Origin of the sequence: Gordonia aurantiaca, from assembly GCF_039939235.1 — a bacterium.
Classification (GTDB): Bacteria; Actinomycetota; Actinomycetes; order Mycobacteriales; family Mycobacteriaceae; genus Gordonia.
Genome location: NZ_JBDUUF010000005.1, coordinates 138,101 through 151,172, shown reverse-complemented (window position 1 = coordinate 151,172; position 13,072 = coordinate 138,101). Strand labels below are relative to the sequence as shown.

Genomic DNA, 13,072 nt, shown 5'->3' with positions numbered 1-13,072 from the left:
CCGCGACCCGGGTGCCGCCGGGTTCGCGGGTTCGGGCCCGGTCCTAGCTCGAACCGAAGAGGCTGGTGCCGAAGAGGCCGTCGAGCGAACCTCCGCCGCCACCGCCGCCACCGCCTGCGCAGCCGGTGACCGTCACGTGGTGCCATTGGCGGTCGCCGATCCACTCGGGGCCACCGTCACCGAGGTTCCCGGGCGGGCCGAGGACCATGCGGTAGGAGATCTTGTGCGTCGCGGCCTCCGGATTCGGGAGCGGCGGGTTGTAGTCGTCGGTGATGTTCTTCAAATCCTTGACGTAGCTCACCGTCTTGCCCGGGACCCGGTCCCGCACCATCCAGATGTTGTCCGGTGTGTTCTCACCCATCGTCGGGATGTCATCCGGCCACGCCGGCGAATCCGCGATGGTGTGCCCGCCGATCCGTCCGTAGGGGAAGGGTGCGGCGGAAGTGGTGCGCAGCTCGCTCTCGGTGTCGTCGATGATGTAGTCGATCGTGTAGGAGGTGATGTTCGTTTCGTTGTACAGCGTGAACTTCACCTTGCAGTCGCCCAGGTCCTCGGCCCAGAACTGGACCGGACCTGTTCGTTGCCCCTCATCGGCGTGGGCGACGCCCGGCATCACCGACAGTCCCATACCTGCGGCCGCGAGTGTTGCCAGGCCGGCAATGATCGATCTTTTCTTCATAAATCACCCCGTTTGGTTGATCCCGACCTGCCCGAGGACGCTAGCGATGGGACATTTGACCAAAATGTGATCTGTCTGACATGTCACAGATATGTTCCTCACGGTCACAGATGTTCCGTCAGGCGGAATCGCAGGGTGACAGAAAAAGCCCCGGCCGGAGGCCGGGGCTCGTTCGTCTTCAATTGTGGTGCGCGATACAAGGATTGAACTTGTGACCTCTTCCGTGTCAGGGAAGCGCTCTCCCACTGAGCTAATCGCGCGGGGTCTGGCGTCGCGGTGGTCGTCAGAGAAGCGATGCGATGGTGAATCGACACGCGCCGAGCGGATGACGGGATTCGAACCCGCGACCCTCACCTTGGCAAGGTGATGCGCTACCAGCTGCGCTACATCCGCATGTCCGCGAGCGATCTTGTGGACCGAGCTGCTCGCGGTGCGAAGAGAAACATACGCGATGGTTTCCGGTTTTCACAATTCGCCTGCTTGCGAGGGGTGACGGCAAATCCGCGCGCACCGCGCACACCTGATCGGGCCGACGTTGTGGACCGAAGGCGGGATCGGGAGACGCTGGGGGCATCGCCATGCGCGCGGATTCGGGAGGAATCGCGAACGCTGCGAAGATCCGCCCATGCGGCGAGGGGAGGGCCCGCGCCGGATGTAGACGTGGCGGATGCAGACGTGCCGAATGTGGATGGGCTGGATGCAGACCGGCCGGATACAGAAAAGCCCCGGCCGAGGACCGGGGCTGACTGCTGCAGAAGTGGTGCGCGATACTGGGATTGAACCAGTGACCTCTTCCGTGTCAGGGAAGCGCTCTCCCACTGAGCTAATCGCGCGAGACCTTGATGAAATTATGTGTGGAGGTGGCGACGGGAATCGAACCCGTGTACACGGCTTTGCAGGCCGTTGCCTCACCACTCGGCCACACCACCAGATGCGAGTCGACTCGCGCCGAGCGGATGACGGGATTCGAACCCGCGACCCTCACCTTGGCAAGGTGATGCGCTACCAGCTGCGCTACATCCGCATGCCCACGAGCGATCTTGTGGATCTCGCTGCTCGCGGTGCGAGAAGAAACTTACGCGATGGGTTCCGAACTTTACAAATCGGCTGGTCAACGCTCTGTCGGTCGGTGAATCCCCAGCGTGTGATCAGTCGGCGGCCCCGGAATGCATTCCTGTGACGTGGGGCACGCGGGCGATTTTGGAACTCGGGGCATCGCGTGTAATCTTCTGGCTCGTGCACGACGCCCCGTCGCGAGGCGGAGAGTCGGAACACGGTCCCGTGGCTCAGTGGAAGAGCGTCCCGTTCACACCGGGGAGGTCGCTGGTTCGATCCCAGCCGGGACCACCGCGCAACATGTGATGAGACAGGGCTCGCCGAAACGGCGGGCCCTGTTTCGTTGTCTTGGGCTCGGCGGAGTTCGTCGAGGAGAGGCACGGTGGTGTGCCCGCCTCGTCGACCGAGCAGGTGACTCGGGTTACAGCGGGTTACAATTCGCGCGGATCGGGGCTTGAGACATGTTGGGAGAGATTCAGTGGCGATGACGGTTCGGCGAACCCTGGTGGGTGCCGCCCTGGCGATGGTGGTGACCGGTGGACTTGCGGCCTGCGGGTCCGACGACAACACGACCGACACACCTTCGTCTTCGGTGTCCTCATCGGTGTCGTCGAGCGTCACGCGTCCGTGACCTCACCGACGCCCGCGACGTCCTCGAGCGTCGTCCCGCCGCCGGTGACCGAGGAGCCGACCCGGGAACCGGCCCCGGCGCCCGCCGAGCAGCCGGCCGAGCCGCCCCAGCAGCAGGCCCCGCAGCAGACACAGGAACCGGCGCCGCAGCAGACCCAGCAGGCCCCGCCGCAACTGCCGCCCGCCGGCGGCGGCCGTCCCGGGTACTGATCGGCTTTGACGTCGAGGACCGACAGTCCGGACCTGACGGGTTCCGGACCGGTTGCGGGTGGTCCGAGACCGCGGTCAGGGACCGGTGAGGGCAAAGAGACAGTCGTCGACATGGCGGCGGCACGTGGTGTCCGGCTGCCGTCGCTGACCGGGATGCGCTGGTGGGCGGCGCTGGCGGTGTTCGTGCTGCACACCCTCGTGTTCCTGCCCGTCTACCCGTTCTACGGGAGCGAGCGGTACTGGAACATCGCCGAGGCCGTCCCGATGCAGGTCGGCGCCGCCGGCGTCGCGTTCTTCTTCGTGCTGTCCGGCTTCATCATGTACTGGACGCGCCGCGACGACGACACGGCGCGGGGCTTCATCTGGCGGCGGGTCAAGAAGATCTATCCCACCAGCATCGTCGCGGTGATCCTGCTGCTGCTCGTGGTGCCCGTGCCGCTCGGTCGGACGGACACCTGGGTGCCGTGCCTGTTCCTGATCCAGACGTGGTGGCCGAACTGGACCTCGCTGGGCGGACTCAACGTGCCGGCATGGTCGCTGGCGTCCGAGATGCTGTTCTACGCGACCTTCCCGTTCCTCGTGCCGCTGATGGACCGGATCCGGGAGAGATACGTTCCGCTCGCCATCGCCGCCGTGTTCGCCGCGATCGTCGCGCTGCACACGATGTACCTGTTGTTCGCAGACGGCTACAAGGGCACCGAGAACTTCTACGGTGCCCGCATGCCCGCCGAGCTGCCGGCGACCACCCAGGAATACGGCTACAACGCGACCCCGGAGTTCTTCGCCCAGGACTACATCGGGTATTCCGAGCAGGCGTACTGGCTCAGTTACTACTTCCCGCTGACCCGGCTGCCGGAGTTCTTCCTCGGGGTCCTCGTGGCGCGTCTGGTCATCTCCGGGAAGTGGCGCAACACCAACCTGTGGTGGCCGTTGCTGGCCCTGGCCGCGTCGTTCGGCGCGACGTGGTTCGTGCCCGTCAATTACAAGATGAGCGTGTTGATCCTGCTGCCCACCGCGGCGGTGATCGCAACCGCCTGCGTGCGGGACGTGACATCGCGGAAGGGGCTCAACGCGACCCGTCCGATGGTGTGGCTCGGGGACGTGTCCTACGGCTTCTACCTGCTGCAGTATCCGGTGATGGTCATCCTCACCAAGTACCTGCTCGCCGGGAGATCGCTCGGCTTCTGGGGCTGGCTGGGGGCGTGTGTGCTGGCCTTTCTCGGCTCGCTGGCCGCCGCCGCGGTCGTCTATCACTTCATAGACAAGCCGATCACCCGGCGTCGTAAACGCAAACCAGTCGTGTCGCAACCGAATCCGGTCGGCGACCCCATGACCTCGAAAACCCCATGAACTCGAAGACCCGACGATCTCGAAAACCCCATGAACTCGGAAGCCCCATGACCTTGAAAGAAGCCCCATGACCTTGAAAGAGGTGTCCCCATGACTTCGCCCACCCCGCGGGTCCGTCTGGCCCGCGTCGTGTCGGCGGCCGCCGCTGTCCTGCTGGCCGCCCTCGCTGTCACCACACCCGCGGCGAACGCCGCGGAGAAGGGGACGATCGTGGTGCTCGGCGACTCGTTCTCCACCAACACGGTCAACCAGGGCTGCGAGAAGAGCCCGACCTCCTGGCCGCGGCAACTCGCCGAGCGTACCGGCCGGCCGCTGATCAACGAGGCGTGCACGGGTGCGGCCATCGCCGAGACCGACTTCACGATCGGGGACGAGGCCCGCAAGGTCGTCGAGCGAGGCGGGTTCGACGAGAACACCTCGGCGGTGCTGATCCAGCTCGGCCTCAACGACCGGTGGGAGGGCCACAAGGGCGGCTGGAAACTGCTCACCCGGTGCGTCGAACGCGGTTGCGACGAGTCGGATCCCGTGCTCGACAAGATCACGCCGGAGGCCTATGCGGCCCGCATCAAGCCGATGATCGACTACGTCCGCTACTACGCGCCGAACGCGAAGATCGCCATCGTCGGTTACCCTGAACTGCTACCGGCCAATGCGCCCGACGCGTGCATCAACACGCTCGGAGTGCCGGTCTCGCTGCCCAACACGCGTGGTCTGGTCGAGTTTCTCGACGCCATCCAGAAGGCCCAGGCGGGCGCCGCTAAGATCACCGACGTCGAATTCGTCGACGCGCAGGCCCTCACCAAGGGGCGGGGGTTGTGTAGCAACGCGCCGCTGATGGCCGGAATCCTGAACCCGGCCGCCGATCTGTTCAGCGTTCCGTTCCACCCGACCCCGCTGGGCAACACGGTGCTGGCCAAGGGGATCGAGTCCCAGCTGGGCCTCTGAGGAGGACAACGTCGGGACATCTCGACGACCTGTCGGCGTTTCTGGTGACCTGACTCACAGGGTGGGCGTAGTCTCGCCGCGTGAGCAGGCGGGATGTCGTCGAGGTGGCGATGTCGCGCGCGATCCCGGCGGACTCACCACGCGTGTTCCCGTGGCCGGTCGTCGCGCTCATGGCGGCCATCGCGGTGATGGTGATCGTCTGGCATATCGCCGCCTTCCCGATCACCAACCCGTTCTACGGGCTCTTCGAGAACGCCACCGACGTCCGTGTCTACCGGGCCGGCGCCGGCACGGTGCTCGACGCCCGGGCTCTCTACGACGAGCCGGTCCTGTGGCGGCTGCACTTCACCTATCCGCCGTTCGCGGCGATCATGTTCGTCCCGCTCGCCCTCGTCGGCCTTACGGTCGCCGAGATCGCGTGGTGGGCACTCGGTTTCGCGGTTCTTCTGGCGGTCGTCGTCCTCGGTCTGCGCAGCCTCGGATACCGCCTCGATCCGAGATGCGCGACCTTCGCCGTGCTGCTGGCGGTCGCGGTCACCGCCCTGGAACCGGTGCGCACCACGATCTGGCTCGGGCAGGTCAACCTCGTCGTGATGGCGCTGCTCCTCATCGACCTGGTGTTCCTCCGGTCGGGTTCACGGTGGCGGGGGTTCGCCATCGGGATCGCCGCGGGACTCAAGCTCACACCCCTGTTCGCGGTGCTCTACCTTCTCGGCACACGCCAGTGGCGGGCCGCGGCGACCGCGTCGGCGACCTTCGGCGCGACGGTGCTCGTCGGGTTCCTCGTCATCGGCTCCGACGCCCACGCCTACTGGACCCGCCACCTGTTCGACACCGACCGCGTCGGCCGGGCCGACTCGCCGGCCAACCAGTCGGTGCGGGGCTTCGGTTCACAGCTGCTCGCGCATCTCGACATCGGCCGGTTCGCGCACCCGGGACCCGGCGGGTCGGTATTCGAGGCGCCGGCGTGGCTGTGGCTGCCGGCGGTCGTTGTCGTCGGCGCGCTCGGGCTGTGGGCGGCACTCGTGGCGCACCGGGCGGCGCAGGACCTGCTCGCCGCGAGCGTCGTGGGGATGACCATGTGCATGGTCTCGCCGTTCTCCTGGGGCCATCACTGGGTGTGGTGCGTCCCGCTGCTGCTCGTCGCGCTCGACCTCGCCCTGCGCGCGGGCACGACCCGCGGGACGTGGTGGTACTGGCTCGCGCCCGCCGGCATCGTCACGCTGACGTTCACCTGGTGGCACCACCACTGGGACAGCGGACCCTATCTGACCTCCGACCACGCGATCGCGCTCGGACTCTTCATGCAGCCGCGCGCCCCCGATCCCGCACCCGTCGACGCCGCGCTGATCGTGCTCTACGCCGGGTGCTATCCGCTGCTCTGGGCGATCACGGTCGCCGCGGTCCTCATCGCGTCGCGCATGCGGCCGGGGCCGTCGACCGGGGGCGGTCCGCTGACCACGGACGAGGTCGAGGCCGTCGCGTAGCCTGATCCTCGACCGACTCCACGGGGATGCTCAGGCGGGGGAACATTGGGGACATCTCGGGTGAAGAACACCTCACACGCGGACAGCGGCTCGCAGCCACGTTCACGGTGGCATCGCGTCCGCGTACGCGCGCGGCATCGAAGGTACGTCGTGCGCAACAACCCGCGCTGGTACCGCATCTACCGCATCGCGGTCGCCGTCGTCGGCACGGTCGTCCTCGCCTGCGGCATCGTCGCCATCCCGTACCCCGGGCCCGGCTGGCTGATCGTCTTCCTCGGGCTCGGCATCCTGGCCTCCGAATTCGCCTGGGCACATCGCCTGCTGACCTTCGTCCGGCGCCGGTACGACCGCTGGATGGACTGGATCTCGCGTCAACACTGGTCGGTGCAGTCGATCTTCTGGATCGGGACGTGCGCGATCGTCCTCCTGACGCTGTGGCTGCTCAACGCGATCTACACCGTGGCGGGCTGGGTGAGTCTGGGCCATCTGGAGTGGCTCGCGAGCCCGCTCTTCTCCTGAGCCGCTCGCGCCATTCCACGCGTTCCGACGAGCCGATCCGGAGGGGTTCGGTCCGGCGCGACGCCGCGCGGATACCATCGGAGGCGCAAACGTCCGATCCGGACGCGCTCTCGCGTGTCCGAACCCCATCTCAAGGAGCGCCCCCGTGCCCGACGACGTCCAGGTGACCAGCCCAGCCACGATCCGTGTGCCGGCTGGGACTACCGCGGGCACCGCATTGCGAGAGCACGACCTGCCCAACAAGGGACCCGAGGCGATCGTCGTCGTGCGCGACCCCGAGGGCAACCTGCGCGATCTCTCGTGGGCCCCCACCGAGGACACCGAGGTCGAGCCGGTCGCGGCGAACACCGAGGACGGCCGGAGCGTCATCCGGCACTCGTGCGCCCACGTCCTCGCGCAAGCGGTGCAGGATCTGTTCCCGGAGGCCAAGCTCGGCATCGGCCCGCCCATCAAGGACGGCTTCTACTACGACTTCCAGGTCGCCGAACCCTTCACGCCCGAGGACCTCAAGGCCCTCGAGAAGAAGATGAAGCAGATCATCAAGTCGGGGCAGCGCTTCTCCCGGCGGGTCTACGAGTCCAAGGACGAGGCGCGCGCCGAGCTGGCGGGCGAGCCGTTCAAGTTGGAGCTGATCGACGACAAGGGAGCCGCCGACGACGCGGAGGTCATGGAGGTCGGCGGCGCGGAGCTGTCGGTCTACGACAACCTCAATCCGCGTACCGGCGAACGCATCTGGTGCGACCTGTGCCGTGGTCCGCATGTTCCGACGACGAAGTACATCGCGGCGTTCAAGCTGACCCGGTCGTCGGCCGCCTACTGGCGCGGCGATCAGGACAACGCCGATCTGCAGCGCGTCTACGGCACCGCGTGGGAGTCCTCGGAGGCGCTCGACGCCCATCTCGAGATGCTCGCGGAGGCGGAGAAGCGCGACCATCGCAAGCTGGGGTCCGAGCTCGACCTGTTCAGCTTCCCGGACGAGCTCGGTTCGGGCCTGCCGGTGTTCCATCCCAAGGGCGGGATCATCCGCAAGGAGATGGAGGACTACTCGCGGGCTCGCCACGTGGCCGCGGGTTATGAGTTCGTCAACACCCCGCACATCACAAAGGGGCATCTCTACGAGGTCTCCGGTCATCTCGACTGGTACCGCGATGGCATGTTCCCGCCCATGCACGTCGACGCCGAGTACGACGAGAACGGAGAGCTGCGCAAGCCCGGCCAGGACTACTACCTGAAGCCGATGAACTGCCCGATGCACAACTTGATCTTCCGCTCGCGCGGCCGGTCGTATCGGGAGCTGCCCCTGCGCATGTTCGAGTTCGGATCGGTCTACCGGTACGAGAAGTCCGGCGTCGTGCACGGCCTGACCCGGGTGCGCGGCATGACCCAGGACGACGCGCACATCTACTGCACCCGGGAGCAGATGCGCGACGAGCTGACGTCGATCCTGAACTTCGTGCTCGGACTGCTCAAGGACTACGGCCTCGACGACTTCTACCTCGAGCTGTCCACCAAGGATCCGAAGAAGTTCGTCGGCTCCGACGAGGTGTGGGAGGAGGCGACCGACACCCTCGCCGAGGTCGCACAGGCGTCCGGGCTCGACCTGGTGCCCGATCCGGGTGGCGCCGCGTTCTACGGACCCAAGATCTCGGTGCAGGCCAAGGATGCTCTCGGCCGCACCTGGCAGATGTCGACGATCCAGCTCGACTTCAACCTGCCGGAACGCTTCGAGCTCGAGTACACCGCCCCTGACGGGACCAAGCAGCGCCCGGTGATGATCCACCGCGCACTGTTCGGCTCGATCGAGCGGTTCTTCGGCGTGCTCACCGAGCACTACGCCGGCGCGTTCCCGGCCTGGCTGTCGCCCGTCCAGGTGGTGGGCATCCCGGTCGCCGAGGCATTCGCCGACCACCTGCAGAGCGTCGTCGACGGGCTGCGGGCCGCCGGCATCCGCGCCGAGGTCGACTACTCCGACGACCGTATGCAGAAAAAGATCCGCAACCACACCACCGGCAAGGTGCCGTTCATGCTCCTCGCCGGTGAGCGCGACGTCGACGCGCACGCGGTGAGCTTCCGTTTCCGCGACGGCACCCAGGTCAACGGGGTGCCCGTCGGGACGGCGATCTCGGTGATCACCGATTGGGTGCACAGCCGCCGCAACGAGTCGCCGACCGCCGAGCTGATCGAGGCCAAGACGGCCGCCGCGGAGGTCGTCGATGGTTGATTCACCCGGCGAGATCCGCGATCAGGGTGTGGGTGTCTCCGACCGGCTGGAACGGCTGTGGAGTCCCCACCGGATGACCTACATCGCCGACGCCAAGCCCGCGGACTCGAGCGGCCACCCGTTCCTGGACATCCCGCGGATGTCCGACGAGGACGGGCTGATCGTCGCGCGTGGCGAGTGGGTGTACGCGGTGCTCAACCTCTACCCGTACAACCCGGGCCACACGATGATCGTGCCGTACCGTCAGGTCGCCGACCTCGAGGATCTGACCCCCGAGGAGTCCGCCGAGCTGATGGCGTTCACGCAGAAGATGATCCGCACCATCAAGAAGGTGTCGAACCCGAACGCCTTCAACGTGGGTCTCAACCTGGGCTACGCCGCAGGCGGTTCGCTGTCGGAGCACCTGCACCAGCACATCGTGCCGCGGTGGATGGGCGACGCGAACTTCATCACGATCGTCGGCGAGACCAAGGTGATGCCGCAGTTGCTGCGCGACACCCGTGCGCTGCTCGCCGAGGCGTGGCAGCGGCTCGACGACGACTGATGGCGCATTCGAGCGAGGCGGGCTTACCGGTGGGCACTGTGCGGGGAGATGGGGAAGGAGCTCACGGATGCTGAGCATTCTGGGACGGGCGTCGGTCTCCAAGGTGACGTTGCCGATGGGTCGTGCCCTGATCCGGACCGGGCTCACCCCCGACATCATGACCGTGGTCGGGACCATCGCGAGCGTGGCCGCCGCGCTGACGCTGTTCCCGATGGGCCACCTGTTCTGGGGGACCCTGGTCATCTGGCTGTTCGTCATGTTCGACATGCTCGACGGCGCGATGGCCCGGGCCCGTGGGGGCGGGACACGATTCGGCGCTGTGCTCGACGCGACGTGTGACCGCATCGCCGACGGCGCGATCTTCGCCGGCCTGGTGTGGTGGTGCACCGTCACCGAGCCGCACCACATCCTGTTGGTGGCGACACTGATCTGTCTGGTGACCTCGCAGGTCATCTCCTACGCGAAGGCGCGCGCCGAGGCCAGCGGCCTCTACGGCGACGGCGGGCTCATCGAACGCCCCGACCGGTTGATCATCGTGCTCGTCGGCACCGGCATCACCGGTCTCGGCGTCTGGTGGGCGATCCACGTCGCGATGTGGCTGCTCGCGGTGGGCAGCGTCATCACCGTCGGGCAGCGCATGTGGTCGATCTCGCGTTCGCCGGGCGCCCGCGACCTGATCCCGCTCACCACCGCGGCCGCGGCCGTCGGCGCGGATGCCGCATCCGACAACGCTGCGTCCGACACCGCCGCGTCCGACACCGACTCCACATCCGACGCCTGATGAGCGATCTGTCCGCATACGCCGCCGATCTGGGTTACCGGGCCGGATGGGCCGCGGTGCGTTGGGCGCCCGAACGCGTTGCGCGGACCGTCTTCGACCGTGCCGGCGGGGTCGCCGGGCGGCGCAACGGCGGCCCGGAACAGCTGCGCCGGAACCTGTCCCGGGTCCTGGGCGTCGACCCGGCGGAGGTGCCCGACGAACTGGTCGTCGATGCCGTGCGGTCCTATGCACGCTACTGGTGCGAGGCGTTCCGCCTTCCCACGCAGGATCGCGCGACCGCGTCGTCGACGGTGTACGTCCCCGACGAGGACCGCGCGCGGCTCGACGCCGGCCTGGCCAAGGGGCGGGGCGTGATCCTGGCGCTGCCGCACACCGGCAACTGGGACATGGCCGGGGTGTGGCTGGTGCACCACTACGACAGATTCGCGACAGTCGCCGAACGGCTGAGGCCGGAGTCGCTGTTCAACCAGTTCGTCGCCTACCGCGAGTCGTTGGGCTTCGAGGTCTTCCCGCTGAGCGGTGGGGAGCAGCCGCCGTTCGCGGTGCTCGCCGAACGCCTGCGGGCGGGTGGGATCGTGTGCCTGCTCGGCGAACGCGACATCAACCGGCACGGCGTCCCGGTCAGCTTCTTCGGGGAACGGACCCGCATGCCGGCCGGTTCGGCTCGACTCGCGATCGAGACCGGGGCAGCATTGTTCGCGGTCCACCACTGGTTCGAGGAGGCTCCGTACTCGGCGATGTGCTGCGGTGAGGAGATCGACACCTCCGGCGGTGTCGAGGCGACCACACAGAAACTCGCGGACGCGTTCGCGGCGAACATCGCCGCACACCCCACGGACTGGCACATGCTGCAGCCGCTGTGGGAGGCGGACTGGACCGACCGGCAGAGGGCACGGATGAGCGACACCGGGGGAGCTGTATGAGGATCGGCATGATCTGTCCGTACTCGTTCGACGTGCCGGGCGGCGTGCAGGCTCATGTCACCGAACTCGCCCATGTCTTCATCGACCGCGGGCACGAGGTCAGCGTCCTGGCCCCCGCGTCGCGCAGCACCGCGCTGCCCGAGTACGTCGTGCGTGCCGGGCCCGCGCTGGCGATCCCGTACAACGGCTCGGTGTCGCGAGTGAACTTCAGCCCGAAAGGCTATCTGCGGATGCGTCGCTGGATCGCCGAGAACGCCTTCGACGTGCTGCACGTCCACGAGCCGAACTCGCCGTCGATCTCGATGCTGTCGCTGATGGTGGCCAGTGGGCCGATCGTCACCACCTTCCACACATCGACGTCGAAGTCGTTGTGGCTCAGTGCTTTCCAGGGGATTCTGCGGCCATACCACGAGCGGATCTCGGGCAAGATCGCGGTGAGTGAGCTGGCCCGGCGCTGGCAGATGGAGTCGCTGGGCTCCGACGCGGTGGAGATCCCCAACGGCATCAACGTCGCGAGCTTCGCCAACGCGCAACCCCTCGACGGCTATCCGCATCCGGGCCGGACCGTGCTGTTCCTCGGCCGGTTCGACGAACCGCGCAAGGGCATCGACATCCTCATGCGCGCGCTGCCCGCGGTCGTCGAGGAGTTCCCCGACCTGCGGGTGCTGGTGGTCGGTGGCGGCAACCAGGCGGCGCTACGCCGCCGCGCCGGGACGCTGGCCGACCACCTGGTGTTCCTCGGGCAGGTCGACGACGCGACCAAGGCCCGCGCGCTCGCCTCGGCGGACGTCTACTGCGCGCCCAACCTGGGCGGCGAGAGCTTCGGCATCGTGCTGGTCGAGGCGATGGCAGCCGGCGCCGCGGTCATCGCCAGCTCGCTCAACGCCTTCCGGCGCGTCCTCGACGACGGCCGGGCGGGCAAGCTGGTGGAGACCGGTTCGCCCGACCAGCTCGCCGCCGGGATCATCGGCCTGCTCTCCGACGACGAGGCGCGCGAGGCGCTCGTCGCCCGGGGTCGCATCCGCGCCGACAAATACGACTGGTCCCGCGTGGCCGACCAGATCCTGCGCGTCTACGACACCGTCACCGTCGGCGCGGGCCCCGTGGTGGTGTCCGACTGATGGCAACCGGGATCGTCCTGGCGGTCGTCGCCGTCCTTGCGCTCGCCGGATGGGCATATCACACCGCGAACCGCCTCGACCGGCTCAACGTCCGTGTCGACCTAGCCCGCCAGTCCCTGCTGGCCAGCCTGGATCGTCGATCGGTGGTGGTGCGCGCCATCGCCGCCGACATCGCGCGGTCGGCGACCACCGCGGACGAGAAGGCCGCCGCCCGGGATCTCGCCGCGCTCGCCGACCGCGCCGAGCGAGCCACCGCCGACGCCCGCGAGGACGCCGAGAACGCGCTGTCGGTCGGGTTGGCCCGCGCAGGCGCCCACGGGCGGTCGACGGCCCTGGCGGTCGAGCTCGCCGACGCCGAGACCCGCGTCATGATGGCGCGCCGCTTCTACAACGACGCGGTGCGCGACACCCGTGCGCTGGCCGAACGCCGTCTGGTGCGCTGGCTGCGGCTCGGCGGCCGGGCACCGATGCCGACCTACTTCGAGATCATCGAACGCGTCACACCCGGCGACGAGAAGTGACGTGTGGGGGCGGTCACACCGCGGGTGAGCCTGCCACCAGCGCGAATCCGCCACTCGCCTAGACTGAGCACAACTGTCGTGAGGG

General features: G+C 67.7%; 12 protein-coding genes and 6 tRNA genes. 12 read left to right on the top strand and 6 right to left on the bottom strand.

The genetic code is table 11. The features are described from left to right. Nucleotides 1–43: 43 nt before the first annotated feature. From ABFT43_RS11965 to ABFT43_RS11940, 6 genes are all read right to left on the bottom strand, one after another. Nucleotides 44–679 (bottom strand): hypothetical protein, encoded by a 636-nt coding sequence (locus ABFT43_RS11965; RefSeq protein WP_347960566.1) that lies wholly within the window; start codon nucleotides 677–679, stop codon nucleotides 44–46. A 185-nt stretch (nucleotides 680–864) separates the two neighbouring features. Further along, a tRNA-Val gene (locus ABFT43_RS11960) sits at nucleotides 865–939 on the bottom strand. 60 nt (nucleotides 940–999) lie between these two features. Continuing rightward, a tRNA-Gly gene (locus ABFT43_RS11955) sits at nucleotides 1,000–1,072 on the bottom strand. Between the two features lie 365 nt (nucleotides 1,073–1,437). Then, nucleotides 1,438–1,512 (bottom strand) — tRNA-Val (locus ABFT43_RS11950). 22 nt (nucleotides 1,513–1,534) lie between these two features. Then, nucleotides 1,535–1,608: transfer RNA gene (locus ABFT43_RS11945), tRNA-Cys, on the bottom strand. A gap of 22 nt (nucleotides 1,609–1,630) precedes the next feature. Next, nucleotides 1,631–1,703: transfer RNA gene (locus ABFT43_RS11940), tRNA-Gly, on the bottom strand. Between the two features lie 251 nt (nucleotides 1,704–1,954). Between ABFT43_RS11940 and ABFT43_RS11935 the strand changes: the two genes are divergently transcribed. The 12 genes from ABFT43_RS11935 (at nucleotide 1,955) to ABFT43_RS11880 (ending at nucleotide 12,987) form a co-directional block, all read left to right on the top strand. Then, nucleotides 1,955–2,026: transfer RNA gene (locus ABFT43_RS11935), tRNA-Val, on the top strand. A gap of 336 nt (nucleotides 2,027–2,362) precedes the next feature. Then, the gene (locus ABFT43_RS11930; RefSeq protein ID WP_347960565.1) at nucleotides 2,363–2,575 is read left to right on the top strand and encodes a hypothetical protein; all 213 of its coding nucleotides are present in this window, start codon (nucleotides 2,363–2,365) and stop codon (nucleotides 2,573–2,575) included. A gap of 111 nt (nucleotides 2,576–2,686) precedes the next feature. After that, on the top strand, nucleotides 2,687–3,925 hold the full coding sequence (locus ABFT43_RS11925; RefSeq protein ID WP_347960564.1) for an acyltransferase family protein: 1,239 nt from the start codon (nucleotides 2,687–2,689) through the stop codon (nucleotides 3,923–3,925). 90 nt (nucleotides 3,926–4,015) lie between these two features. Further along, nucleotides 4,016–4,870, top strand: a complete 855-nt coding sequence (locus ABFT43_RS11920; RefSeq protein ID WP_347960563.1) for an SGNH/GDSL hydrolase family protein — start codon at nucleotides 4,016–4,018, stop codon at nucleotides 4,868–4,870. 110 nt (nucleotides 4,871–4,980) lie between these two features. After that, nucleotides 4,981–6,357, top strand: coding sequence for a glycosyltransferase 87 family protein (locus tag ABFT43_RS11915; protein ID WP_457590145.1), 1,377 nt, complete (start codon nucleotides 4,981–4,983; stop codon nucleotides 6,355–6,357). A gap of 60 nt (nucleotides 6,358–6,417) precedes the next feature. Next, complete coding sequence (locus ABFT43_RS11910; protein WP_347960561.1) at nucleotides 6,418–6,876, top strand: TIGR02611 family protein; 459 nt, start codon at nucleotides 6,418–6,420, stop codon at nucleotides 6,874–6,876. 145 nt (nucleotides 6,877–7,021) lie between these two features. Beyond that, nucleotides 7,022–9,097 (top strand): threonine--tRNA ligase, encoded by a 2,076-nt coding sequence (thrS, locus tag ABFT43_RS11905; RefSeq protein ID WP_347960560.1) that lies wholly within the window; start codon nucleotides 7,022–7,024, stop codon nucleotides 9,095–9,097. Beyond that, complete coding sequence (locus ABFT43_RS11900; RefSeq protein ID WP_347960559.1) at nucleotides 9,090–9,641, top strand: HIT family protein; 552 nt, start codon at nucleotides 9,090–9,092, stop codon at nucleotides 9,639–9,641. Before thrS ends, ABFT43_RS11900 begins: the two co-directional genes overlap by 8 nt. A 67-nt stretch (nucleotides 9,642–9,708) precedes the next feature. Beyond that, a complete protein-coding gene (gene pgsA, locus ABFT43_RS11895) occupies nucleotides 9,709–10,422 on the top strand; it encodes a phosphatidylinositol phosphate synthase (protein WP_347960558.1) in 714 nt (237 codons plus the stop codon). Continuing rightward, entirely contained in the window at nucleotides 10,422–11,345 is a 924-nt protein-coding gene (locus tag ABFT43_RS11890) for a phosphatidylinositol mannoside acyltransferase (protein WP_347960557.1), read from the top strand. Before pgsA ends, ABFT43_RS11890 begins: the two co-directional genes overlap by 1 nt. Continuing rightward, on the top strand, nucleotides 11,342–12,466 hold the full coding sequence (locus tag ABFT43_RS11885; RefSeq protein ID WP_347960556.1) for a glycosyltransferase family 4 protein: 1,125 nt from the start codon (nucleotides 11,342–11,344) through the stop codon (nucleotides 12,464–12,466). The genes ABFT43_RS11890 and ABFT43_RS11885 overlap by 4 nt, the downstream gene beginning before the upstream one ends. Further along, entirely contained in the window at nucleotides 12,466–12,987 is a 522-nt protein-coding gene (locus tag ABFT43_RS11880; RefSeq protein ID WP_347960555.1) for a LemA family protein, read from the top strand. The genes ABFT43_RS11885 and ABFT43_RS11880 overlap by 1 nt, the downstream gene beginning before the upstream one ends. The last annotated feature ends 85 nt before the right edge of the window (nucleotides 12,988–13,072 follow it).

What these genes read in the sequence shown, in the direction of transcription:
- ABFT43_RS11965 (WP_347960566.1), bottom strand. Translation starts at nt 679, where the DNA reads ATGAAGAAAAGATCGATCATTGCCGGCCTGGCAACACTCGCGGCCGCA.
- ABFT43_RS11925 (WP_347960564.1), top strand. Translation starts at nt 2,687, where the DNA reads ATGGCGGCGGCACGTGGTGTCCGGCTGCCGTCGCTGACCGGGATGCGC.
- ABFT43_RS11920 (WP_347960563.1), top strand. Translation starts at nt 4,016, where the DNA reads ATGACTTCGCCCACCCCGCGGGTCCGTCTGGCCCGCGTCGTGTCGGCG.
- ABFT43_RS11915 (WP_457590145.1), top strand. Translation starts at nt 4,981, where the DNA reads ATGTCGCGCGCGATCCCGGCGGACTCACCACGCGTGTTCCCGTGGCCG.
- ABFT43_RS11900 (WP_347960559.1), top strand. Translation starts at nt 9,090, where the DNA reads ATGGTTGATTCACCCGGCGAGATCCGCGATCAGGGTGTGGGTGTCTCC.
- pgsA (WP_347960558.1), top strand. Translation starts at nt 9,709, where the DNA reads ATGCTGAGCATTCTGGGACGGGCGTCGGTCTCCAAGGTGACGTTGCCG.
- ABFT43_RS11890 (WP_347960557.1), top strand. Translation starts at nt 10,422, where the DNA reads ATGAGCGATCTGTCCGCATACGCCGCCGATCTGGGTTACCGGGCCGGA.
- ABFT43_RS11885 (WP_347960556.1), top strand. Translation starts at nt 11,342, where the DNA reads ATGAGGATCGGCATGATCTGTCCGTACTCGTTCGACGTGCCGGGCGGC.
- ABFT43_RS11880 (WP_347960555.1), top strand. Translation starts at nt 12,466, where the DNA reads ATGGCAACCGGGATCGTCCTGGCGGTCGTCGCCGTCCTTGCGCTCGCC.